This window comes from Priestia sp. TRN 1309 (assembly GCF_050846875.1).
In the GTDB taxonomy this organism is placed as follows: Bacteria; Bacillota; Bacilli; order Bacillales; family Bacillaceae_H; genus Priestia; species Priestia zanthoxyli.
In genome coordinates, this window is the sequence record NZ_JBOZGM010000001.1 from 522,595 (window position 1) to 545,294 (window position 22,700).

Here is a 22,700-nt window from a genome sequence, read left to right on the forward strand (position 1 = left end):
GGGCAGGAGACTAACTAAAACGTTTGACTGCAAAGTTTTTAACATTTAAAATAAAGTCAATAAGTTTAAAAAGAAATAGGATAATTATTCCTAAATCTTTTTAGATATACGGAAATAGAGGTGATTGGATGGGGCAGTGTACCACGTTGGCGAAGTAGCATTATATGCACCAGTGTCAAAGCGTACAATACAGTATTATACAAACCTACATTTGCTTCACGCATATCGCTCTTTATCACATAATCGCTCTTTTAAGGCGTTAACAGACTTTAACTTTATAAAGATTGTAAACTACTAAATTTTTTATAAATGAATTGGGAGAGAGAATCAGCGCTGAAGCAACATCATGAAATGAAGCGATGTGAGCCATTGCTTCACATCTAGAACAGCTGAATAAAGAATGACCTGCTAGATTAACGAGTGAAACGTGAGATAAGGAAGAAAGGCTGGCAGTTTTGCTCCATATAAAAATGTTTATACATTTATCATGTGATTCCTCCTTATATGCACTTTTCCAAGTGATCAGTACAGGGATAGAGTTCTTTATCCAAATTTTTTATTTTTTAGGAGGTGAGTCCTTACTCGTTTTTAAACGAGCTAAGGAACTTGATTGGACATATTTAACTTGATTTTACTAGCGGTACTGATTGCATTAACTGCTTTTTTCGTTGCTACCGAGTTTGCGATTATTCGCGTGAGGAGTTCCAAAGTGGATCAGCTTATAGCAGAAGGGAGCAGCAATGCAAAAGCTGCGAAGCAAGTTATTTCAAATTTAGATGAATACTTATCTGCGTGCCAGCTTGGTATTACGATTACTGCGCTGGGAATTGGTTGGTTAGGAGAGCCTACACTTTCGCATCTCCTGTCACCATTACTTGATCAACTAGGGATAAGCGGAGCGTTAACAAAAGTACTATCTGTTGCGATTTCTTTTGCGGTTGTTACATTTATAAATGTTGTGGTCGGAGAGCTTGCTCCGAAAACATTTGCAATTCAAAAAGCAGAGAAAGTCACTTTATTATTTGTTCGTCCGCTTATACTCTTTTATAAAGTAACCTATCCTTTCATTTGGCTATTAAACAGTTCTTCTCGTTTAATAACAGGGTTATTTGGTCTAAAGCCTGCTTCAGAAAATGAGCTTGCACACAGTGAAGAAGAGCTTCGCATCTTGTTATCAGAAAGCTATAAAAGCGGTGAAATCAATCAATCGGAGTTTAAATATGTAAGTAAAATTTTTGACTTTGATGATCGCGTTGCCAAGGAGATTATGGTGCCGCGTACGGAAGTCGTTTCAATTGACCAGGAAGATACGGTCGAATACATCCTTGAGATGGTCCAAGAAGAACGGTTTACCCGCTATCCGGTCATCGATGGAGATAAAGACCATATTATTGGAATGGTCAATATGAAAGAAATTTTAACCGAGATTGTCATGAACAACAGCAAGGAAAAAATAGATTTAAAACAGTATATCCGTCCTGTTATTGAAGTAATTGAATCGATTCCTATTCATGATTTATTGCTTAAGATGCAGCGTGAACGCATCCATATGGCTATTTTAATTGATGAATACGGTGGAACAGCAGGGATTGTAACAGTAGAGGATATTTTAGAAGAAATTGTCGGTGAAATTCGTGATGAATTTGATGCGGATGAACTTCCATTAATTCAGAAAGTCAAACCCGATCATTATATTGTAGATGGAAAATTATTAGTAAGTGAGCTTAACGAGCTGCTTGGCACGACAATTGATGATACGGATGTTGATACAATTGGAGGCTGGGTCTTAACGGAAAAATATGACGTCAAACAAGGAGAAAGCCTTAGCTTTGATCAGTATGATTTTACCGTTACGAAAATGGAAGGCCATCACATTCAATATATTGATGTGATTAAAAAACGTCAGGTACATCAAAGTACGGATGAAGCGGTTAATGTGTCGGACATGAACCAGTCACAGGCTTTATCTTCATAATAAGAAGGCGCATTGCGAAAGAGCAGTGCGTCTTTTTTTAAAAGAAAGTGTGGAGGGAAGATGACAAAGTCATATGATGGAACTATGGGATAATATTACCGCTATGAATCTTGAAATCAATTTGCTTTAATAAAAGTATGAAAACTCTATCAAAACTTTTATTAGTAACATTGTTGTCTGTCACTCTAGCTTTTGGTCTTAATAACACTGCGCAAGCAGCAACCGTACATACCGTTCAATCGGGAGATACGATGTGGAAAATAGCAGTAAAATATCAGGTGGGCGTTTCCGAGCTGATTGAAGCGAATTCTGCTATTAAAAATCCTAATTCGATCTATCCGGGACAAAAAATTACCATACCAACAGATAAAGCGGGAAGTTCATACGAAGAGCAAGTGGTTCAGCTAGTGAATCAAGAACGTGCTAAAGTAGGGCTTAAGCCTTTAAAGTCTAATTGGGAAGTAGCTCGCGTGGCTCGCTATAAATCGCAGGATATGATTGATAAAAATTATTTCAGTCATACATCGCCTACGTATGGAAGTCCGTTCGACATGATGAAAAAATTTGGCATTACATACAGTACAGCAGGTGAAAATATCGCTGCTGGACAAGCAACTCCAAAAGAAGTGGTTAACGCATGGATGAATAGCGAAGGTCACCGTAAAAACATACTATCAAGTCAATTTACCGAAATCGGAGTAGGTTACGCTAAAGGCGGAAGCTACGGTCATTACTGGACTCAAATGTTCATTTCAAACTAAAGAAGAAAGGAAAAAAAGCTGACTACTAAGTCAGCTTTTTTTAGCTTCGAGCACTTTCTAGAAATTCTTTTGGATTGCCAGAAAGCTTTCCGTCCTGCTCAACGATGAGTGTGCGTGTAGGGAAAGCAAATTCTACGCCTTCTTCTTCAAGAATGTCCATAATTTCGAAGTTTATATTTTCTTTTACATCTAAGTAATCAGCAAAAACGGTTGTATTTGTAAAGAAATACAGATAGATATTTAAACTAGATTCATAGAAACCGTCAAAATTTACAAGAATCGTTTCATTGTGAATTTCTTCGTGCTCAGTCAGCATCTTTTTAATTCTTGCCACTACGGTTTCTAACTTTTCTTTTGGTGTATTATAATTCAAGTTTAAATGAAAGGCAATTTGACGTTTCCCCATTTTAGCCCAGTTAATAATAGGTTCATTAGAAAGAGTAGCATTTGGAACCGTTACGACTGCTTGAGCGAACGTTCGAACTTTGGTGCTTCGAAACGTAATATCTTCTACAACGCCTTCAACACTTGGTGTTTTAATCCAATCTCCAATGGTAAAAGGCTTTTCAGTAATAATTACGATTCCGCCGAATAAATTACTAACGGTGTCTTTTGCGGCTAGGGCAAAAGCAAGACCACCTAAGCCAAGACCTGCTACAAAGCCGTTTACGTTAAAACCCCATTCTTCTGCGATGATGGAGATAGAAAGCATAACAACAACGATGCGGATAAACTTTTCAATAAAAGGAATAATGATTCGATCCACTTGGATATCAAAATTTTTGGCAAACGTTGCAAAAAATAAATTGGTAGAAGCAGCTAAATTATACAAGCCCCATCCTGCAAGGCCAACAGAAGCTGAACGAACTAAATGTCTTTCCGTATCGGCTGTTAAAACATCAAAGGGAAGATAGGGAAGAGCAAGCTTGAAACCAATAATCACAAAAATCCAGCGCAGCGGCTTTTCAAAAGCTTCTAAAACGCTCGTAATTAAATTGATTTTTTTATTTTTGACAAAACCAATAATAAACTTAAACAAATAAGTCGTGAAAAGCTTGCGAAGAATTAAAAAGATCAAAAAGATCCCAATCGCAATCACGATTTTTTTCCAATCATCTAACGATGATAGAGACTTCAAAAAATCCATACAATCCTCCTAGTTACCAAAACTGTGCTACAGTCCATTTATATCCGTCAATTGAAAGCATTCCTATGTAGAGTGTTCTTTACCCTAAATTCATGCTTTTTAAAAGCTTCTTCCCTATTAAAATAGCACAAAAATACCTGTAAATCTATTTAAGTGATAATTATGAATATATCTCTTTTTAGTAAAAGAGACAGACAATAGTCTGAAAATAAGTTGTATAATAAATAGGTGATATTATAAACGTTAATTTATCTTATTATTTATTTAAAACGTTCGTTGGAGGGAGAAAGCTTTGTTAAGTCAATTAAATAGAATGCTAGAAAAATTGATGCCGTTTATTACGCCGCTCAGCTTGCTCATAGGAGTTCTTATCGGTTCATCATTAAGTCAGTATACCTTCTTAATTCCATGGCTTTTTGCATTAATGACGTTTGCCGGAAGTTTGAATTCAAACTTTCACCAATTAAATGCCACGATACATCGTCCATTTCCAATCATTATGGCTCTGTTTGTTTTACATATTTTTATGCCAGCATGGGCTTGGAGCGTTGGCCAAGTGATTTTTCCACATGATGTATTTACAAGCACGGGTCTTTTGCTAGCAGCAATTATTCCAACGGGAGTGACTAGTTTTATATGGGTCTCGATTTACAAAGGAAGCATTCCTCTTGCACTATCCATTATTTTAATTGATACTCTTTTAGCACCGCTTATCGTTCCTTATACGCTTTTATTGGTGGTTGGAGACACCGTACATTTGGAAGCGCTAAAGTTAGTCAAAGATTTATGTTTTATGATTGTCCTTCCATCTTTGTTAGGCATGTGCTTAAATCAATATACAAAAGGAACAATTAAGCAGACCTTAGGACCAAAGCTGGCACCTGTTTCGAAAATAGGGTTAAGTGTGATGGTTATGGTAAACGGGGGAGTGATTGCACCTTATTTAAAACATATTGATAAAAAACTGCTGTTTATTATCGTGATCGTCTTTTTAATGAGTTCAGCTGGTTATTTCTTCAGCTGGATGATTGGCAAATGGCTAAGATGGGACCGAGCAAAAGTTGTGACGCTTACGTTTTGCGGAGGCATGAGAAATATTAGCGCCGGAGCCGTATTAGCCGTATCTTATTTTCCAGCTCCCGTTGCTGTACCGGTCGTATTAGGGATGTTATTTCAGCAGGTATTAGCTGCTTTATCAGGGCGTTTAGTTCAAAACTATTACCAGAAAAAAGACGCTGAATTTGCTTCATTAAAATAAATGAAAAAAGCAAGGGACGAACCACAGTAATCATAAAGTAAGCACTCTGGTTTAACGATCAGAGATAAGATACTTTTACACTTGCTGCGTTCAAGATAATGAGATGATTAGAAAAAGGTGCGGTGTGGCATACTAGAAAGAAAAAGGTCGGATATTCTTGCTTATCAATATAGCGCTGGCGTTTGTTTTACCTTGGATTTTTGGCACCCTCTATTTACATCCTAGAAATCGTCGTTTACTGCCTTTAGTAGGAACTGCTTTTTGCATTTTAGCAATCGTTATCAATGAATTAGGGAGCTATTATGGCTTTTGGAAACTCCGGACTTCTTTAGAAAATGAAGCATTAGAAGCGCTGCCTTTTAATTTAGGTGTTTATCCTGTATTGGCCAGCTATATGATTTTTTTAATCCAGCGAATCGGAAAGCCTCATTTTTTTATTTTTCTTATAGCGCTGTTTACAACATTTTTAGAAGGAACGTATATGTATATGGAAAGAGTTATATACGGAAACGGATGGAATCTCGGCTGGACATTTTTTTCCTACTGGATTCCGTACAGCGTAATTTATTTATACTATAGGTATTTGGTTAGTCTTAGACTTCTTCACTAGAAGAAAAAAAGAAGTAAATTTGCGCAATAAAAAAGCCGTGAATATTCACGGCTTTTTTTATTAGATCGCTTCTTTCGAGCTAGATTTATCTTTTGAATGATCCCATGCATCAATATTATCAAGTCCAGAAATGCTGTCTTGATAGAAGACAGGGTCTTTTCCAGCTTTCTTTTGGGCAAGATAATCTTTGAGTGCGGCAAAGGCCACTTTCGAGAGCAGGAGAATTGCGATTAAGTTGACTACTACCATAAAGCCCATAAACAGGTCTGCTAAGTCCCATACAAGCTGAATTTGAGAAATAGAACCGAACACGATCATTGCAAGCACAGCAACACGATAAGTCATCAGCCAAGCTTTATTTGTGTTCAAGAACTCAATATTTGTTTCTCCGTAGTAGTAGTTACCAATTAATGTACTAAACGCAAATAGGAAAATCATAATTGCAAGAGCACCTGTTGCCCAAGAACCAATATGAGTGCTTAAAGCAGCTTGTGTTAATTCAATACCGCTTAAATTTTTATTTGTATAAGCACCTGAAAGTAAAATGATAAAGGCAGTACTACTACAAATAATAAGCGTATCCGTTAATACACCAAAGGCTTGAATTAATCCTTGTTTTACCGGGTGGCTTGTTGTTGCAGCTGCGGCTGCGTTTGGCGCACTACCCATACCCGCTTCGTTTGAGAATAATCCGCGTTTAATTCCTTGCATAAGAGCTGCTCCAAGAGAACCGCCAGCAATTTGCTCGAAACCAAATGCATTTTTAACGATTAACGCAATAAGAGAAGGCATTTCTTGAATGTTCATAATAATAATGAAGAGTGCTACTGCAATGTAGGCAACAGCTAGTACCACAACAATGTATTCTGACATTTTTGCAATACGCTTAACTCCGCCAAAAATAATGGCAGCGAAAGCCACTGTCATAATAATTCCTAACACTAGACGATTCGTTCCGAACGCATTTTCAAACGCAAGGGTAATCGTGTTCGATTGTACAGCATTAAAAATTAAGCCAAAGGATAAAGTGATTAAGACAGCAAACAGTCCGCCCATCCAGCGCTTTTTTAACCCTTTTTCCATATAGTAAGCCGGTCCGCCTCGGAAGCCGCCGTCTTTGTCTTTTACTTTGTATATTTGTGCTAACGTACTCTCGACAAATGCTGAAGCTGAACCAATAACGGCAAGTACCCACATCCAAAATACAGCACCAGGTCCCCCTAAAGCGATCGCAATCGCAATACCTGTAATATTCCCCGTACCAACGCGGGCTGCCATACTGATACAAAACGCTTGGAATGGCGAAATTCCGTCTTTAGAAGAGCTATCCGCACCTTCTTTTAATACACGAATCATTTCTCTTAATAACCGAATTTGTAAAAACTTTGACCTGAATGTAAAAAACAAACCAAATGCAATCAGCATCGCAATCAGTAAGTAGGACCAAAGAAATTCGTTGATTGAACTAACAAAACCTTGAACTACTTCTTGCATAGTTTCACCTCTTCATGAATTATAGTAGAATAATAATAAAAAACGTGAATTTATAGAATTTTCCCTCTATTTAGATAGATCTCCCTATTTCCCCGCTGTTTTTCTTCATTATCCTTGTCGAATCTTGTTGCTAAATCTGAACCTTATATATATATAAAATAATAATTTTGGTCTTTTGTCAACTAACCTCACATGGAAAAATAGGGTGATATGACAAATGAAGCGGGTATGAAAAGGTGATAACAGCAGGGATGAAAGAAATTTCATTTTGTTTTACTTAATTGTTGCTAGAAAATAAAAGTTTTAGGCCAAGTATCCCAAAAACGGTTCCTTTTACATATTTTAATGTGTGCTGAAAGATACGGCTTTTTTTGACTTTTTTCCCAAGGCCAGAAGCAAATAGCGCAATAAGTGAAAAGATGATGAGCGTTTCGGCGATAAAGATGATCCCAAACAAAATCATCTGCAAACTTACATGTCCAAGAGACGAATTAACAAACTGCGGTAAGAACGTAATGAAGAAAATAGCTACTTTTGGATTGGTTAAGTTGCTAACAAATCCTTTTCTAAAGTGATGGTGGTGCTGAACGTTTTCTGTTAATTCCAACGGACCGCTTTTTTCGCGAAACGATTGGTAGGCTAAAAACAGCAGGTACAGAACACCTACAACCTTTAGAATCGTAAAGGCAATAATTGATTTTTGAAAGATAATAGATAGCCCCACTGCGGCTAAAAGAGTATGTACAAATGTTCCCGTAATGGATCCCAGTACGGTTTTGATGCCTGCTTTGACGCCTGAAGCAATACTTTGTGTCATTACAAAAATCATGTCTTGTCCTGGTATTAAGACAATGATAAGTGACACGGCTATGTAAGGTATAAGCCAAGAAAATGTCATGATAATTCCCTCCCAACAGAATTTTAACCATTTCGACAAAAAGTTCTCAAGAGTGTGTGCTAATGAATTAATAGTTTAATGGAGTAAAGCTAAGAAGGTATAAGAGCTTAAAAAGAGGTTATTCTCCTTAATAAAAATCAATAAAAGGTGTAGGAAAAAAATAGGTGATGTTGTATAATAATTCGATATACTTAATTTTTATAGAAAGAAGGTAAAATTTATGAACTACTGTTTAGCACAGCCGGAGGACGCTGCTACAGTTCACGATCTTATGCTGCAAGCCTTCTCCGTCTATCGCGATTCTGTCCCACCTTCCAGTGCTCTTGATGAAACAACGGAATCTATTATGCAATCGTTAAAGCATGGAAAAGAAGCTGTCATTTTATACGTCGAAAATAAGCCCGTAGCGATGGCGCGTTTTACGCTAGAAGAAACGAGCTTATATTTTTACCGTCTGTCTGTTATTCCTGCTTTTCAAGGAAAAGGACTGGCTAAACGGCTTATTCAATGGTTAGAAACATACGCCAAAGAGTGTGGTAAGGAAAGTTTATCATGCAAGGTGAGAATGAGTGTTTCTCGTAATATAGCTTTATATGAATCAATCGGCTTTTACATAGAGGAAAAAGAAATCGTACATAGAGGGGGAGTGAATATTCCCGTAGTAAATATGAAAAAAGAGATTCTAAAAGGAGTAATGGCATGAATAAATCAATTCTTCCTTTACCGCCTCCTGTCTTTCTTTTAATCGGTGTATTAGCCGTTTCCTTTTCTTCTATTTTAATTAAATGGTCGGATGCGCCTGCTTCTATTTTAGGAATGTATAGACTGCTGTTTACCGTCCTTTTATTTTTACCGTTTTTACCATGGAGAAAAATGAAAATTCTTTTTAAAAACAGCACGGTAAAAGAATGGCTAATGCTAGCTGTATCAGGCGTGTTTTTAGGGCTTCATTTTCTGTTTTGGATGGAATCTTTTTCACATACAACAGTTGCTAGCGCTATGATTTTGACTGCGCTCGAGCCGGTCTTCGTAGTGATTGGAGCTTATTTTTTATTTAAAGAAAAAACAAGCAAAGTAGGAGTCATCAGTATTTTAATGGCTGTTAGCGGCTCGGTGATTATCGCATCGGGCGATATCGGAGTATCTAAAACGGCTCTTTACGGAGACTTACTTTCTGTTTTAGGTACAGTGGCCGTTTCTGTTCATATGCTGGCGGGGCAAGATCTATGCAGGAAAATGCCTCCAATCATCTATAGCTTCGCCGTTTTTTTAATCGGTGGACTGGTTCTATTTGTTTACAATATTTGTACAAACGTATCGCTGACTCAGTATGACACAAAGGATTGGTGGATCTTTTTGCTTTTAGCGCTTATTCCTAATATTTTTGGTCACGCCTTATTTAACTGGCTGTTAAAGTATGTAGGTGCTACAACGATTTCGATGGCTATTTTAGGCGAGCCAATTGGTGCCATCATTCTCGCCTATTTCTTGCTTGGAGAAATGACAACCATTTCTCAGCTAGCGGGAGGAATGATTGTGATGATTAGTGTGATGATCTTCTTAAAGTACAAAGCAGCAGAGCCCGAAAAAGTTATAGCTTTTCAAGAAAAGTCGAATATCAGCTAATGGGATAGGCAAGCAGCACCGAGTATGATACAGTTTATTTATCATTATTTACCATTTAGTAAAGAGGTTTTTATTAAACTACATAAAGCAGGTGTAAATATGCTGAAAAAACTAACGGACCACGTTTATTACTTTCCTCATTCTGAAGAAACGGATCGGCCGGTGCTCGGGCTTATATGCGGGGAGAAGTATAGTTTCCTCGTAGATGCTGGGAATTCTCCTGCGCATGCATCATCATTTTTAGAAGAAGTGGAAAAAATGGGAGCCCCTCCAATCAAAGGAGTAGCTATTACGCATTGGCACTGGGATCATACATTTGGCATTCATGCAATGAACAAATATACAATCAGCCATCATTTGACGAAGAAAAAGCTGGCCTATTTAAAGACACTGCGCTGGGACGATGATTCCTTGGATAAACGCGTCCAGGAAGGGGAGGAAATCGAATTTTGCCGGGATATGATAAAGAAAGAAATGCCGTGTCGAGAGACGTTAATTTTACGGGAGCCGGACGTAACGTTTCATCATCATATGGAAGTTGACCTAGGTGGAATCACTTGTTGCATTCAGCATATTGGAGGGGTACACGCGCAAGACTCGTCCGTTGTCTACGTCCCCAAAGAAAAAGTACTGTTTTTAGGTGATTGTCTATGTCCAGATTTTTATAGCGGTGACTGGAGTTATGATAAAGAAGACCTTGAGCGGATTCAGAGAGAACTTAAAAAATATGATGCGCAGTATTATCTTTCATCTCATTTTGACCCTGAAACTTCTGAGGAACTTTGGAGAGATTTAAACCAATTGAGTGCGATTGGAGAAATTGTAGGAAATGAAGTCGATTTAGAAAAAGCATGTTTTCAGTTTGAATGTGAAACGTATAAGAAGCCAACAAATGAGCAAAAAGAGAGAATACAGTATTTTGTTAATGGAAATGTCAAACGTAAAAGCAGAGAACTGTTTTGATAGTTTATGCATAGCCTAATGGTAAGTAAGCCCGCCTGTTCATACTATATTATGAGCAGGCGGGCTTATTTAATTGGTTATGCTGTGATATGAGTTTTAAGTTATGATAGTAAAATAAATAACTTGACGAAACAAAGTTATAAAAATATAATAAGTTACATAAAGTAAGTTAATTAAAAAATGATCTATTTAAAAGGAGAAATAATCATGAACTTTCACCGTGCACCCCATGTATTTGTTGGGAAAGTAAATTTAAAAGTAGAAAATTTAGAGCGTTCACTTGCTTTTTATCAGCAAATAATCGGGTTTAAACTTTTAGGGAGAAAAGAGAACAAAGCCTTGTTAACAGCTGATGGACGCACGGCGCTTTTATCGATTGAACAGCCGGAAAACGTTACAGCAAAACAGCCTCGTACAACAGGCTTATATCATTTTGCTCTATTGTTGCCGACTCGTTCTGATTTAGGAAGTATTCTACAGCATCTGTTAAATAGCGGTTATCCGCTTCAAGGGGCGTCTGATCATCTAGTGAGTGAAGCGCTGTACTTGGCAGATCCAGATGGAAACGGCATAGAGATTTATCGAGATCGTCCGTCAAGTACATGGGAATGGAACGACAGTGAAGTAGTAATGGCTACAAAACCTTTAGACGCAGAAGCGATATTATCTGAAGGAAACGGTAAACCATGGACAGGATTACCTTCAGCTACCTTAATGGGACATATTCACCTTCACGTTTCTGAATTAGAGCAAACGGAAAACTTTTATCGAAATGGATTAGGTTTTGAGGTTGTGAGCAATTACCATAATCAAGCCTTGTTTATTTCAACTGGGCGCTATCATCATCACATCGGACTAAACGTTTGGAATGGAATTGGAGCGCCTAGTCCTCTTGAGAACAGCGTTGGTTTGGACTCATTTACACTTGTTTTTCCAGATGAAGAAGCAAGGGAGCAGGCAATAAATCAGCTTCGTGAAATTGGAGCAGCTGTGTCTAAAGAAAACCAAGATTTCATCACAAAAGATCCATCAGGAAATATAATTAGATTAGTCCTTTAACATAAAAGCTGCCGCAGTTGGCAGCTTTTATTTATCGCAATGTTCGTCAAAATAGGCAAGAAATGTACACTTTTTTCTCAAATAGTAAGATGATAATGGCGAAAATAGTGTTATTTTCAGGGAAATAAACGAAGAGTCTTATGCTTAAAAAAGTTTGTAAACAAGCGTGCGTGGGAATAAAATACATATCAAGCATCATTTCTTATCATTATTAAATCTTTATATAAAGTCTTTCCATATAAAACCTTGAAGGAAGGGAGCGGAAACCTGTGAGATATAAAGTGAAACATTGGCTTAGATTAACTTCAGACGAGCGCTATCTTGTATTGTTTGCTACTGCTGCTTTGCAAAAAGAAAAGCGATAAAAGAGTTGTTAATAGTAAGGAAAGTAGCTTTATATGCTAACGAAAAGGTAATAAAAGGCCTGAAAATAATATATTATTTTCAGGCCTTTTATTGTTTTCAAACCTTGTTTAAGTCAACTGTTGAGAGATAGCTTTGGCCGTTTGTTTGCCGTTTGTTATACACGCTGCAATCCCCACTCCATAGTAAGAACAGCCGGCTAATGTAATAGCGGGGTGCTTGTCATACAATTTTTGAGTCAAGCTGCGTACGAGTTCACCGTGTTTAAGGTGATAGGTAGGCATCAATTTATCCCAATTTGTTACGTCGCTTTCAATGGGCTGCTCTTTGATCCCTAAGCTGTTTTTAATGTCCTTTTGTGCCACTGCTAGCAGCTCTTCTTTTGACATCGTCCGCAGGCTGTCAAAATGGTGACTCGTGCTTTTATAAAACAGGCGAACTAACAAATTCCCTCGCTTAGAGGTGTGAGCCCATTTTTTGCTCGTCCACGTGCAGGCATTGGCGATTAAGTTGCTTGATTGAGAAGCAATAAACCCCGTGCCTTCAGCGGGAAGGTATTCGTCTGGAACGTTATAGCCGATGTACACGCTAATGAGAGAAGAATCTTTTAACTGCTCAAAGTCTTCGTTTAATTCGGGATCGTTCAACAGGTGCTGAGCAGCCGTGTGCGGTGTAGCTAACACCACGTAATCCGCTGAATGGGCTTGCCCCGGCGTACTGATTTGGTAGCGTTCACCGTTCCGTTTTATGCTGGTGGTTGGCGTATCTTTTAAAATCGTTACATCAGAAAGCTCTTCTTCTAAGCGGTGAATAATCGTTGATAAACCTTGTTTAAACGAAATGAATTTTTTATTTCCTGCCGTTTTAAATTTTTTTTCATTGGCGCCCATTCCTTTGATGATGCTGCCGTACGTGTTTTTGTAGTCGAGCAGATACGGGAGAGTTGAAGAAATCGTGAGCTTGTCTAAATCGCCAGAGTAGACGCCCGATAAAATAGGTGCAATTTGCTTTTCTACTAGCTCTTCTCCTAAAAAATGTTTTAAAAAGAGTCCAATCGAGCTGTCTTTCGTAAACGTTGTATTTTTAGTAATTAAGTCTTTTAAAGCTGTAATTTTCGCTTTTGAAGAAATCAGCTCGCTTTTAAAAAGAGATTCCACGCTTGTTGGAATACCGAACATGGTATCTTCAGGAATTGGAAGCAGCTCATTAGCAGAGTAAATAAATGATTTGCCCGTTTCGTTATAGACTAAATCGTTTGTTAAGTACAGCTCTTCTAGCAGAGGCATAACGTTTTCTTTTCGAGCCACAATAGAATCCGCCCCTGTTTCCATAATAAATTCCCCAGCTTCACGCGTATTGATTTTCCCTCCTAGATGGGGATGTTTCTCTAGTAATAATAATTTAAGCGGAAGATTACGTTCTCGTTTTAGTTTCTGCAAATAGTACAGAGTGGTTAAGCCCGTAATTCCTCCTCCAATAACAGCGACCGTTTTCAAAATATTCACTCCTACATTTTCAACAATTAGTCTGTAATATACGAAAATCATACCACTATGACTAGGAAAAGTGTAATGAATTGATTGTGAACATAGTGTATGCAAACACGAAAAGAAATATTGAAACTATACGATTAGATATTTTGAAATTACATAAAATAAAAGCTCATACACGTAGAGAAAATGACTGAGACGCAGCAGTGAAGGAAGGAGGAAGCATCATGCTCGGCGGTTTTATGGAAACGCTGAAAAAAGACTGGCTCGCTTTAGTATTAATAAGTGTTCTTATATGCGGGATTACCTTAAATGTACGAGCTGAAGAGAAGAGCGGACGAAGCGGATACATCGAACCAAAGCTAGTTTTTCCTGTGATCAGTGATGTTCATATTAAGGAAACAGGAACGCTTGATTTGCGTACTTTTCAACATGCATTAACGCAATTAAATGAACAGGCACCGAAACAAGATGCATTTGTAGTCGTAGGAGATTTGGCCGACACAGGCGCGTTAAAAGAATACGATCGCTTTTTTTCTATTTATAATCAAAATAAACAGTCGCAGGCCGTGTCTCTTTTTACAATTGGCAACCATGAATACCGGGACAGTGTAACCAATCAGCAAGCGCAGCAGCGTTTTTTATCTAAAACCAAAATGAAGTCTCTTTACTTTCATCAAGTGATAAAAGGATATCATTTTATCATGCTTGGAACAGAAAGCCGTCTGACCGCCGGTGATTATTCAATCAAACAAATTAACTGGCTTGCTGAACAGTTGAAGATAGCAAAGCGAGACGATCCTAAAAAACCGATTTTTGTCTTTATTCATCAGCCTATTAACAATACATTGTACGGGAAAAACAGATGGGGGATAGAAGTGAATGAACAGCTTCTTTACAATACGTTAAAACCTTATCCGCAGGTCATTACGTTTTCTGGTCATACCCACCATCCGTTGGACGACCCTCGTACTATTTTTCAAAGAGATTTCACCTCTCTTGCAACGTCTTCTGTTCGGTATATATGGCCTGGTGCTGGATATTTACAAGGTGAACTTCCTCCTGGCTACCGAGATGTGAGTCAAGGTCTTCTTGTAGAGGTTTATAATCGAAAAGTAGTCGTTAAAAGGCGGGATTTTCACGCAAATAAGTGGACGGGAGAAGCGTGGGAAATTGACATACCTGCAGATACAAAAAAATTTCACTACACGAATGAGCGAGATTTAGTAAAACCGATTTTTCTTCCAAGCTCTACTATTTCTGTTATACAAGAAAAAGCTTCAGCAAATCAGCTTTATATCCAGTTTACGCAAGCGGTGGATAATCTGATGGTTCATTCTTATCGCATTACCGTCAAAAATAAAGAAACTGGAAAAGTGGTCAAAACATATAATGCATTTTCTCAATATTACAGCGATCCTGTTCCGGATGTTTTAAGTCTTCCGTTATCCGGTTTGCAGCCTCATACTGCGTATCAAATAGAAGTAGCGGCAGTGGATGCGTTTGATAATCAAAGCGATCAAAAATTAATGATTGAAGGCTCTACTAAATAGCTGAAAGAATCCTGATTTTTATTGATTCTTTTAGCTTTTTTTCATCTGTTTTTAATGTTATTTTCATTAGATTTTTAAGTGGAGTTGCTACACTGAAACTGTATTTAAAGTCATAATATGTAATTTTTATGAAAGTATCAAAATCAAAAGGAGTTTATATGAAAGGATCTTTTGTACGTTTTTTAGTAGTGGGACTGGTCAATACAGCAGTAGGTCTCTCCATTATGTATGTGTTGCTTCATATCTTTCATCATTACTGGATAGCGACGTTCGTTGGCAATGCAGCGGGGGCAGTCGTCAGCTACGTGTTAAATCGAATATTTACGTTTAAAAGCGGAGTTCATTTATCAAAAAGCATACTGCGTTTTATTTTAGTTATTGGCATTTGCTACGGCTTGTCTTACTATATTGGACTGCAGTTCTCCAGCTGGTTATTGCATCAACTTCCTGTTGCGGTGCATCCGTTCAAAAAAGACGTCGGTATATTAATTGGAACAGGTCTGTATACGCTTTTAAATTATACGGGTCAAAAATACTTTGTATTTAATACAAAAAAAGAAGCAGTCGTCCACGATTAGCTTTTAGTCATTATGAAATGGAAATAGGTGTTAACAGATGAAGAAAGAAACAGCTATGAATAAAGAAAAAACATTGCTTATTATCGCTTTCCTTTTGCTGCTTGCGTATGTATCTCCTATGTTTTTGCTTGGGGAAAATTCACATATACGCGTGCATGATAATTTAGACTCAAATATTACGTGGTATAAAGTTCTGCATCGAAGCGGAGAGCTGTTTGGCTCCAGTCATGCCGTATTACCTCAAATTATTAACGGATTGCCGAGGAATACGTTTGGAACAGAATTTAGCGGTATCCAGTGGCTGTATGGTGTATTCCCGACCATGCTTGCATACAGCCTGAGTCAAACGATCACGCGCGTATTTGCTTTAATTGGAATGTATTTATTATTAAAAAAGCATTTTATTAAAAGCAAGGATGCGTATGCGATTCGAGTGCTTGTATCGCTTGCTTTTGCACTTACGCCATTTTGGCCTTCGGGCATGCTGAGTACATTAGGACAGCCGCTAGCGCTGTGGGCGTTTTTAACCATTCGAAACCGCGAAGGAACGTGGAAGGAATGGCTTACACTTTTACTGCTCCCGTTTTACGCGAGCTTTGTGCTCGGGTTTTTCTTCTTTTTAGCAGCGATGGGGCTGCTATGGCTAAGAGACGTAGTAAAAAAACGAGCGTGGAATATTCCTTTTTTAAGCAGTATTGCAGCGATGACTGCTGTCTTTCTGCTCATTGAATACCGACTTGTTGATTCGCTTTTATTTCCGGAGGCCCCGACGAGTCGAAATGAATTTTTAAGCTCTACTCTAAGCTTTGGACATTCCGTTCGCCTTGCTTTGAAGAACTATACGCTCGGGCATACGCATGTAATGACGCTTCATACTTTTGTCATTTTACCGCTTTCTTTTGTCGTATTGTGGTTTGTTGCTCGAAATCGCAAGGAAAAGCTTGACAAAACGTTTTTGCAGTTATTTATTCTTAATCTACTACTGTCGATTTGGTATGCGTTTTGGTTTTATAAAGGTTGGGAGCCGCTAAAAGAAAAATATCAGCTTTTTAATACGTTCAACTTTGCTAGATTTCACTTTTTACGCCCGCTCATTATTTATTTGATGTTTGCCGTTGGCAGCTATGTTTTATGGAAAAGGAGCAAGGCGTGGAAAAAGTTTGTGTGGGTATGTTTGATTTTACAGCTGCTTGTGTTATTTATAGCAAATCCTGAACTTTACTATCGCTACAATCACGAGCCTTCAGTCAAAGAATTTTATGCTGTGCATCAGTTTGATGAAATAAGCAGATATATTGGAAAACCTAAATCATCTTATCGCGTAGCGAGCATAGGGCTTCATCCATCAATTGCTCAGTATAACGGCTTTTATACGCTAGATACGTATAACAACTTCTATCCGTTAACATATAAACATGAGTTTCGCAAAATTATTGCCAAAGAGCTTGATAAAAATAAAAAACTAGAAAGCTACTATGATCACTGGGGCAATCGCTGCTATGTGTTTGTTAGCGAGCTAGGTAAAAAATATGATTACCGAAAAGACTCAACGAAAAAAATTCGTCATTTGCAGCTTAATATCAGCCAATTTAAAAAAATGGGCGGTCGCTATATTTTTTCAGCTGTGCCAATTGAAAATGCTGAAAGCGACGGTTTGCACTTTTTAAAAGCATTTAACGATAAACAGTCCGCTTGGAAAGTGTATGTATATGAAGCAAAGTAAGGGGGCAATAACATGAACAGACCTATTTTAACGATCGTGGTTCCATGCTACAACGAAGAAGAAGTATTCACAGAGACGTCTTTTCAATTAACTACTGTAGTAAAAGAACTGATTAATGAACGACTTGTATCAAGTGAAAGCACTATTTTATTTGTAGACGATGGAAGTAAAGACAGCACGTGGTCGCTTATTGAAAAAGAAAGCTGCAGCAATTTGTTTGTAAAAGGGTTAAAGTTAGCGCGAAATGTAGGACATCAAAATGCTTTGCTTGCAGGACTAGAAGCAGCTCATAAGCAATCTGACTGCGTCATTTCCATTGACGCGGATTTGCAAGATGATATCAGCGTCATTCGTACTTTTGTAGAGAAATATTGGCTTGGGTATGAAGTTGTATATGGCGTTCGAGACAGCAGAGAAACCGATACATTTTTCAAACGAACCACGGCAGTAGGGTTTTATCGTTTTATGAACAAGCTAGGAATTCAGCTCGTTCAAAATCACGCTGATTTTCGCCTTATGAGCAAACGTGCTCTTGGTGAACTCATGAAATATAAAGAAGGAAACGTCTTTTTGCGGGGCCTTGTACCATTAGTAGGATTTCGCTCCACGGAAGTCACATATGACCGCAAAGAACGGACGGCGGGTGAGTCAAAATATCCGCTAAAGAAAATGCTCGCTTTTGCATTTGACGGGATTACGTCTTTTAGCGTAGCACCTATACGCTTACTGACGCTGCTTGGAGGAGCTTCGTTTCTCTTTAGTATTTTGTTTGGCATTTATGCGCTGATTCAAAAATATTTAGATCATACGCAAATTGGCTGGACGTCTCTTATTTTATCAATTTGGCTTGTAGGCGGCCTGCAGCTAATGGGAATAGGTCTTGTCGGAGAATACATTGGCAAGATTTTCAACGAAGTGAAACAGCGTCCTAAATATGCGATTGAAAGAGATTTATATACAAAACACTCGTTAGACACACAAAAAGATTTGCTGATGCATTAATTAAGAAGCTTCTCCTGAATGGAGAGGCTTTTTTGTTAAAGTGTTTATCATAATTTTTAAGGTAATAGGAGATGCTACTACTAAAATTTCTAAGGAGATCAAAATCTATGAAAAGACTACTTTATACAGTCAGCACTTTTTGTTTTGTTTGGCTTGCTTTTGCAACCATTCATGTCAGCGCTCTTTCGATTGAGAAACTTCCAATGAAGAAATCATCTGAACAATGGTCGGTCGAACTGACAAAAGCGAGCATGACGGGAGATAATCAGCTAAAGTGGAAAAATAACGTCTATCATACATATGGATTAACCGTTGAAAACATTGGAAAAGACGTAGAGCGTGTGCAGGTCCAAGCTTTTCGGCACGAAGGAAAAAATAAGGCGAAATACAGCTTGTTTTCTCCTATTGAAAGGTCTAACTTAAGCAAAAGCGGTCAGCGTTTTCGCTATGCCAATTTTGCTGTTCCTGGAAAAGCGGCAGGCTTAGACATCATGATTAACTGGACGGATGAACAAGGCAACCATCAAGAACATTTTGAATTTAAATAAAAGTCTTCGCTTAGGCGAAGACTTTTTTTTGCAGGAATTTATCTCTGTATGTGGAAAACGAACACGAAAGGAGAGATTGTGATGATTGCAAAAGCTACTGAAGAAGAAATACAGGAAATTCGGACGAAATCTGCTGATGCGCTGTTTGAAGGAACAACGCATCAGTTTCAACCGTCAACTGAACGCGTAAATGAACTAATTGATAATGCCCTTGAAAAAGGGTGTTATTATTTAGTATCTAGACAAGAAAATAAACTTGCAGGCTGGGTTTTTGTCGGTCCATCTGCCGACTTCTTTTCAAAAGCAGAAATTGGCTTTATCTACGAGTTATATGTTTTACCAGAATACCGCGGGCAAGGTCTAGCCAAGCCGTTAATGCAAAAAGCAATTGATGAATTGTCTATCAAAGGATACCCTGAAATCAGACTCAGCGTTCATGCTGGGAATTTTGCACAGCATGTGTACCGTGAACTTGGATTTGTAGATAAACAAATATCAATGAGCCTACAGGTGGCAAAACGTCCGTAATGTTGGTGAATGTCAGCGAGTCCATAAAACATAAGATGTTATACATGCGATGAGGTTCGGTAATGAAAGTAAAAGTAAATAAGTAGCCCAAACAGCGCCTTTATCTAGTACTTCAACAGCTCCTCTACCTGTATGATCTGAGGAGGGGGGATCTTCAAGTGCGTTCATAATCAAAGCCGCTGCTGCTAAAATAATCCCTCCAATGCTTCCGGTTGTTTTGACAATTGCAATATGGAAAGTAGATGAAAAAGCAATGCTGAGAAGCAGCAGCAAGCTTCCCAAAAAAGCAGATAACATATATCGTTTCATGTGCTCACCATCCTTTATGAAAGCATACCATATTTTACTTCTTTTTTCTTTTTATTGAAAAGCTATTGACATAACATATAAAACATATTAGAATAGTCAGAAATAATTTAAAAACGAAATATTCTTATCTAGAGAGGTGGAGGGACTGGCCCTTTGAAGCCTCAGCAACCACAATTATTGAATGGTGCTAATTCCAGCATAGCCTAGCTCTGACAGATAAGAAGAGGAATCTTTTTCTATGATGAAATCCTCTTCTTAGGAAGAAACATTTCGTATAGAAAAGGTGATGACATTGAAAAATACACAACAGGCGCTAAGCGTTGATGATTATTTAGATCTATACTTGTTAGCAAAAGAACTAAAAGACGAAACGTGGCAGCAGGAAATTTTAGCCGCGCTAAAAACGAAGCAAAATCGTTCATTTGAAGACAAACAATCCGCACTCGTTCAAGAAATATGGGAAGATTTTAAACAGTTAAATGAAGATATTTCTTTTACGTATCGCTTAATTCAAGAAGAGCCAACTAATGAACAGTTTCAAGTTAAATTAAGGAACTTGAGAGAACGGCGGATCACGCTGAGTCGTGAATTATATTTAGCTAAAAAACAGTATGTTGAACACACGCAGTAAAAGGATCCGCTTGATAAACAAGCGGTTTTTTTGCATGTAAATGTTAGAAGCGTTCTATTTCGGGTAGTAAATAGATAAGACAAAAAAAGGAGGGATAACAGTGGCCCAAGGTGTATTATGTGAAGTGAATGAGTGCATGTATTGGAAATCGGGAAATAAATGCAGTGCAGAGTCCATTTACGTTGTGAGTCCTGAAAGTAGTCACCATGTTTCTGAAACGGAAGAACCTGGCTGTAAAACTTTTGAACCCGCGAGATAAATGCTAGTTTTATAAAAAAGCATAAAATGAACGATGCGCTGACGGAGTTGAGTCGGCGTTTTTCTATTTTTTAAAAAATACTATTACTTAGGTGCGATAATAAATACATAGTAAAAAAGCAGTGTCTACGTCTAATTGTGCGTTTAAACAAAATGATACGATAATTTTTTTGTTTTTCGACAAAAGAAAAACGAGAGAAAGGTGATAGAATAAAAATATACAGCCTAGCTGACTTTTAGCATAAATTTATATGAAAGCGCTAACAAAAAGCTGTATTCATCTCGTTTTGACAGATTGGAAAAAGGGGAGACGTTTATGCAGGGGAAAACTCAGGGGAAAGAATTGAAACGCGGGTTAGAAGAAAGACATGTGACGCTGATGTCCTTAGGAGCAGCCATAGGGGTAGGGCTGTTTCTTGGATCTGCATCTGCTATTAAATTAGCAGGGCCGGGAATATTATTGGCGTACGGATTTAGCGGAATGATTATGTTTTTTATTATGAGAGCACTTGGAGAAATGGCGATTCAAAAACCTGTTGCAGGTTCATTCAGCAAGTACGCGCGCGACTATTTAGGGCCCCTTGCTGGTTATCTAACAGGTTGGAACTACTGGTTTTTATGGGTTGTAACATGTATGGCTGAAATTACAGCCGTTGGTATTTATATGGGATATTGGTATCCGGATGTACCAAACTGGATTTGGGCGTTATCGGCGCTTGTCATCATGACAACAGTTAACTTCTTAGCTGTTAAGGCATATGGTGAACTGGAATTTTGGTTTGCACTTATTAAAATTTTAGCGATTGTGTTAATGATTGCCGTTGGATTATTAATGATTGTGTTTGGAATCGGGAACGGCGGCGTTGCGACGGGTATTAAAAACTTATGGGACAACGGCGGGCTGTTCCCGAACGGATTCAAAGGTATTTTACTGTCGCTGCAAATGGTTATGTTTGCATATTTAGGAATTGAAATGATCGGCGTTACCGCGGGAGAAGTGAAAAATCCAGAAAAATCTCTAGCAAGAGCGATTGATTCGGTCTTTTGGCGTATTCTTATTTTCTACGTTGGTGCATTATTTGTCATTATGTCGATTTATCCTTGGCAAGAAATTGGTTCACAGGGAAGCCCGTTTGTATTAACATTTGAAAAAATCGGGATTCCAGCAGCGGCAGGCATTATTAACTTTGTGGTGCTAACAGCAGCTCTTTCTTCTTGTAACAGCGGTATTTTTAGTACAGGCCGTATGCTGTTTAACTTAGCAGAGCACGGAGAAGCTCCAAAAGGATACGGTCAGCTGACAAAAGGCGGCGTACCTGGAAAAGCTGTTTTAGCATCAGCGGGTGCGTTATTAGTCGGAGTAGCGTTAAACTACATTGTGCCTGCCAAAGTATTTACGTGGGTAACAAGCATTGCAACATTCGGTGCGATTTGGACTTGGGGAATTATTTTGCTTTCTCAAATTAAGTATCGCAAAACGCTAAAAAAAGGTGAAGAGGCAAAGTTAAAATACAAAATGCCTTTATTTCCGTTAACGTCTTATGTGTCACTTGCGTTCCTAGCGCTGGTGGTTGTTCTTATGGCGTACAATCCAGATACAAGAATTGCAGTTATTATCGGACCACTATGGTTTATCGGTCTTATTATCGCGTACTACGCAAAAGGATTTCATAAACGAAGTCAAGGTTCAGCTGGGACTGAGCAAAAGCTAGTGAAATGAACGAAAAGACCTCTTTCTTGGAAAGAGGTCTTTTTTCATTAGTTTATGTGCGAATGATTAGTTTTTTTGAAGGGATTATTGATACATATGAATAATGTAGAAAATATTCTATTTATTCTGTACTATTTAGTTAGAGAATTCATTAATGATTAAATGGTAATTGGAAGTGGATAAGTATGGTAGTTTTACGTTTTTTAACGCCACAC

General features: G+C 38.1%; 22 protein-coding genes and 1 riboswitch. Of the genes, 17 read left to right on the forward strand and 5 right to left on the reverse strand.

The window, feature by feature from the left end:
- Window positions 1-610 precede the first annotated feature (610 nt).
- Together ACRPLQ_RS02685 and safA are read left to right on the forward strand one after the other, a co-directional pair.
- Complete coding sequence (locus ACRPLQ_RS02685) at window positions 611-1,975, forward strand: hemolysin family protein (RefSeq protein WP_028415084.1); 1,365 nt, start codon at window positions 611-613, stop codon at window positions 1,973-1,975.
- A gap of 137 nt (window positions 1,976-2,112) precedes the next feature.
- Window positions 2,113-2,736, forward strand: a complete 624-nt coding sequence (gene safA, locus ACRPLQ_RS02690) for a SafA/ExsA family spore coat assembly protein (protein ID WP_074677042.1) — start codon at window positions 2,113-2,115, stop codon at window positions 2,734-2,736.
- A gap of 40 nt (window positions 2,737-2,776) precedes the next feature.
- On the opposite strand, the gene ACRPLQ_RS02695 is transcribed toward safA, so the two are convergent.
- Window positions 2,777-3,883 (reverse strand): mechanosensitive ion channel family protein, encoded by a 1,107-nt coding sequence (locus ACRPLQ_RS02695; RefSeq protein ID WP_025750169.1) that lies wholly within the window; start codon window positions 3,881-3,883, stop codon window positions 2,777-2,779.
- A gap of 292 nt (window positions 3,884-4,175) precedes the next feature.
- Here ACRPLQ_RS02695 and ACRPLQ_RS02700 point away from each other — a divergent pair, with 292 nt between their 5' ends.
- Both ACRPLQ_RS02700 and ACRPLQ_RS02705 read left to right on the forward strand, forming a co-directional pair.
- The gene (locus tag ACRPLQ_RS02700; RefSeq protein WP_028415083.1) at window positions 4,176-5,141 is read left to right on the forward strand and encodes a bile acid:sodium symporter family protein; all 966 of its coding nucleotides are present in this window, start codon (window positions 4,176-4,178) and stop codon (window positions 5,139-5,141) included.
- Between the two features lie 157 nt (window positions 5,142-5,298).
- Entirely contained in the window at window positions 5,299-5,751 is a 453-nt protein-coding gene (locus ACRPLQ_RS02705) for a CBO0543 family protein (protein WP_028415082.1), read from the forward strand.
- Window positions 5,752-5,811: 60 nt separating this feature from the next.
- Here ACRPLQ_RS02705 and ACRPLQ_RS02710 read toward each other — a convergent pair whose 3' ends face one another.
- Entirely contained in the window at window positions 5,812-7,245 is a 1,434-nt protein-coding gene (locus ACRPLQ_RS02710; protein ID WP_028415081.1) for an alanine/glycine:cation symporter family protein, read from the reverse strand.
- 277 nt (window positions 7,246-7,522) lie between these two features.
- Window positions 7,523-8,143 carry a LysE family translocator gene (locus tag ACRPLQ_RS02715; protein WP_224980520.1) on the reverse strand — a complete coding sequence of 207 codons (621 nt, stop codon included), beginning with the start codon at window positions 8,141-8,143 and terminating at the stop codon, window positions 7,523-7,525.
- Between the two features lie 220 nt (window positions 8,144-8,363).
- Here ACRPLQ_RS02715 and ACRPLQ_RS02720 point away from each other — a divergent pair, with 220 nt between their 5' ends.
- The 4 genes from ACRPLQ_RS02720 to ACRPLQ_RS02735 all read left to right on the forward strand — a co-directional run bounded on the left by ACRPLQ_RS02720 (window position 8,364) and on the right by ACRPLQ_RS02735 (window position 11,791).
- A complete protein-coding gene (locus tag ACRPLQ_RS02720; protein ID WP_033579878.1) occupies window positions 8,364-8,846 on the forward strand; it encodes a GNAT family N-acetyltransferase in 483 nt (160 codons plus the stop codon).
- Window positions 8,843-9,769 carry a DMT family transporter gene (locus ACRPLQ_RS02725; protein WP_224980519.1) on the forward strand — a complete coding sequence of 309 codons (927 nt, stop codon included), beginning with the start codon at window positions 8,843-8,845 and terminating at the stop codon, window positions 9,767-9,769. The genes ACRPLQ_RS02720 and ACRPLQ_RS02725 overlap by 4 nt, the downstream gene beginning before the upstream one ends.
- A 24-nt stretch (window positions 9,770-9,793) precedes the next feature.
- A complete protein-coding gene (locus ACRPLQ_RS02730) occupies window positions 9,794-10,732 on the forward strand; it encodes an MBL fold metallo-hydrolase (RefSeq protein ID WP_028415077.1) in 939 nt (312 codons plus the stop codon).
- 207 nt (window positions 10,733-10,939) lie between these two features.
- Complete coding sequence (locus ACRPLQ_RS02735) at window positions 10,940-11,791, forward strand: VOC family protein (RefSeq protein ID WP_034270678.1); 852 nt, start codon at window positions 10,940-10,942, stop codon at window positions 11,789-11,791.
- A 473-nt stretch (window positions 11,792-12,264) separates the two neighbouring features.
- Here ACRPLQ_RS02735 and ACRPLQ_RS02740 read toward each other — a convergent pair whose 3' ends face one another.
- Window positions 12,265-13,650: a protoporphyrinogen oxidase gene (locus ACRPLQ_RS02740; protein WP_224980518.1), complete on the reverse strand. Its 1,386-nt coding sequence runs from the start codon at window positions 13,648-13,650 to the stop codon at window positions 12,265-12,267.
- Between the two features lie 221 nt (window positions 13,651-13,871).
- On the opposite strand from ACRPLQ_RS02740, the gene ACRPLQ_RS02745 reads away from it, so the two are divergent.
- The 6 genes from ACRPLQ_RS02745 to ACRPLQ_RS02770 all read left to right on the forward strand — a co-directional run bounded on the left by ACRPLQ_RS02745 (window position 13,872) and on the right by ACRPLQ_RS02770 (window position 19,576).
- A complete protein-coding gene (locus tag ACRPLQ_RS02745; RefSeq protein ID WP_033579882.1) occupies window positions 13,872-15,197 on the forward strand; it encodes a metallophosphoesterase in 1,326 nt (441 codons plus the stop codon).
- Between the two features lie 158 nt (window positions 15,198-15,355).
- On the forward strand, window positions 15,356-15,775 hold the full coding sequence (locus ACRPLQ_RS02750) for a GtrA family protein (protein ID WP_033579883.1): 420 nt from the start codon (window positions 15,356-15,358) through the stop codon (window positions 15,773-15,775).
- Window positions 15,776-15,812: 37 nt separating this feature from the next.
- On the forward strand, window positions 15,813-17,498 hold the full coding sequence (locus tag ACRPLQ_RS02755; protein ID WP_154989809.1) for a DUF6044 family protein: 1,686 nt from the start codon (window positions 15,813-15,815) through the stop codon (window positions 17,496-17,498).
- A gap of 12 nt (window positions 17,499-17,510) precedes the next feature.
- A complete protein-coding gene (locus tag ACRPLQ_RS02760; protein ID WP_048019921.1) occupies window positions 17,511-18,500 on the forward strand; it encodes a glycosyltransferase family 2 protein in 990 nt (329 codons plus the stop codon).
- 107 nt (window positions 18,501-18,607) lie between these two features.
- A complete protein-coding gene (locus ACRPLQ_RS02765; RefSeq protein ID WP_028415071.1) occupies window positions 18,608-19,048 on the forward strand; it encodes a hypothetical protein in 441 nt (146 codons plus the stop codon).
- Between the two features lie 81 nt (window positions 19,049-19,129).
- Complete coding sequence (locus tag ACRPLQ_RS02770) at window positions 19,130-19,576, forward strand: GNAT family N-acetyltransferase (protein WP_028415070.1); 447 nt, start codon at window positions 19,130-19,132, stop codon at window positions 19,574-19,576.
- 12 nt (window positions 19,577-19,588) lie between these two features.
- Here ACRPLQ_RS02770 and ACRPLQ_RS02775 read toward each other — a convergent pair whose 3' ends face one another.
- Complete coding sequence (locus ACRPLQ_RS02775) at window positions 19,589-19,885, reverse strand: hypothetical protein (protein WP_033579886.1); 297 nt, start codon at window positions 19,883-19,885, stop codon at window positions 19,589-19,591.
- Window positions 19,886-20,006: 121 nt separating this feature from the next.
- Window positions 20,007-20,108, forward strand: a riboswitch (SAM riboswitch).
- A gap of 63 nt (window positions 20,109-20,171) precedes the next feature.
- On the opposite strand from ACRPLQ_RS02775, the gene ACRPLQ_RS02780 reads away from it, so the two are divergent.
- The 3 genes from ACRPLQ_RS02780 (at window position 20,172) to alaP (ending at window position 22,494) form a co-directional block, all read left to right on the forward strand.
- Window positions 20,172-20,516: a hypothetical protein gene (locus ACRPLQ_RS02780; RefSeq protein WP_230624677.1), complete on the forward strand. Its 345-nt coding sequence runs from the start codon at window positions 20,172-20,174 to the stop codon at window positions 20,514-20,516.
- A gap of 100 nt (window positions 20,517-20,616) precedes the next feature.
- On the forward strand, window positions 20,617-20,775 hold the full coding sequence (locus ACRPLQ_RS02785; protein WP_016765258.1) for a DUF1540 domain-containing protein: 159 nt from the start codon (window positions 20,617-20,619) through the stop codon (window positions 20,773-20,775).
- A 315-nt stretch (window positions 20,776-21,090) separates the two neighbouring features.
- A complete protein-coding gene (gene alaP, locus ACRPLQ_RS02790) occupies window positions 21,091-22,494 on the forward strand; it encodes an alanine permease AlaP (RefSeq protein WP_224980516.1) in 1,404 nt (467 codons plus the stop codon).
- The last annotated feature ends 206 nt before the right edge of the window (window positions 22,495-22,700 follow it).

Bases quoted from the DNA above. Each gene is read 5' to 3' on its own strand.
- safA (WP_074677042.1), top strand. From the start codon at position 2,113: ATGAAAACTCTATCAAAACTTTTATTAGTAACATTGTTGTCTGTCACT.
- ACRPLQ_RS02695 (WP_025750169.1), bottom strand. From the start codon at position 3,883: ATGGATTTTTTGAAGTCTCTATCATCGTTAGATGATTGGAAAAAAATC.
- ACRPLQ_RS02710 (WP_028415081.1), bottom strand. From the start codon at position 7,245: ATGCAAGAAGTAGTTCAAGGTTTTGTTAGTTCAATCAACGAATTTCTT.
- ACRPLQ_RS02715 (WP_224980520.1), bottom strand. From the start codon at position 8,143: ATGACATTTTCTTGGCTTATACCTTACATAGCCGTGTCACTTATCATT.
- ACRPLQ_RS02720 (WP_033579878.1), top strand. From the start codon at position 8,364: ATGAACTACTGTTTAGCACAGCCGGAGGACGCTGCTACAGTTCACGAT.
- ACRPLQ_RS02725 (WP_224980519.1), top strand. From the start codon at position 8,843: ATGAATAAATCAATTCTTCCTTTACCGCCTCCTGTCTTTCTTTTAATC.
- ACRPLQ_RS02730 (WP_028415077.1), top strand. From the start codon at position 9,794: ATGATACAGTTTATTTATCATTATTTACCATTTAGTAAAGAGGTTTTT.
- ACRPLQ_RS02735 (WP_034270678.1), top strand. From the start codon at position 10,940: ATGAACTTTCACCGTGCACCCCATGTATTTGTTGGGAAAGTAAATTTA.
- ACRPLQ_RS02745 (WP_033579882.1), top strand. From the start codon at position 13,872: ATGCTCGGCGGTTTTATGGAAACGCTGAAAAAAGACTGGCTCGCTTTA.
- ACRPLQ_RS02750 (WP_033579883.1), top strand. From the start codon at position 15,356: ATGAAAGGATCTTTTGTACGTTTTTTAGTAGTGGGACTGGTCAATACA.
- ACRPLQ_RS02755 (WP_154989809.1), top strand. From the start codon at position 15,813: ATGAAGAAAGAAACAGCTATGAATAAAGAAAAAACATTGCTTATTATC.
- ACRPLQ_RS02760 (WP_048019921.1), top strand. From the start codon at position 17,511: ATGAACAGACCTATTTTAACGATCGTGGTTCCATGCTACAACGAAGAA.
- ACRPLQ_RS02765 (WP_028415071.1), top strand. From the start codon at position 18,608: ATGAAAAGACTACTTTATACAGTCAGCACTTTTTGTTTTGTTTGGCTT.
- ACRPLQ_RS02770 (WP_028415070.1), top strand. From the start codon at position 19,130: ATGATTGCAAAAGCTACTGAAGAAGAAATACAGGAAATTCGGACGAAA.
- ACRPLQ_RS02775 (WP_033579886.1), bottom strand. From the start codon at position 19,885: ATGAAACGATATATGTTATCTGCTTTTTTGGGAAGCTTGCTGCTGCTT.
- ACRPLQ_RS02780 (WP_230624677.1), top strand. From the start codon at position 20,172: ATGACATTGAAAAATACACAACAGGCGCTAAGCGTTGATGATTATTTA.
- alaP (WP_224980516.1), top strand. From the start codon at position 21,091: ATGCAGGGGAAAACTCAGGGGAAAGAATTGAAACGCGGGTTAGAAGAA.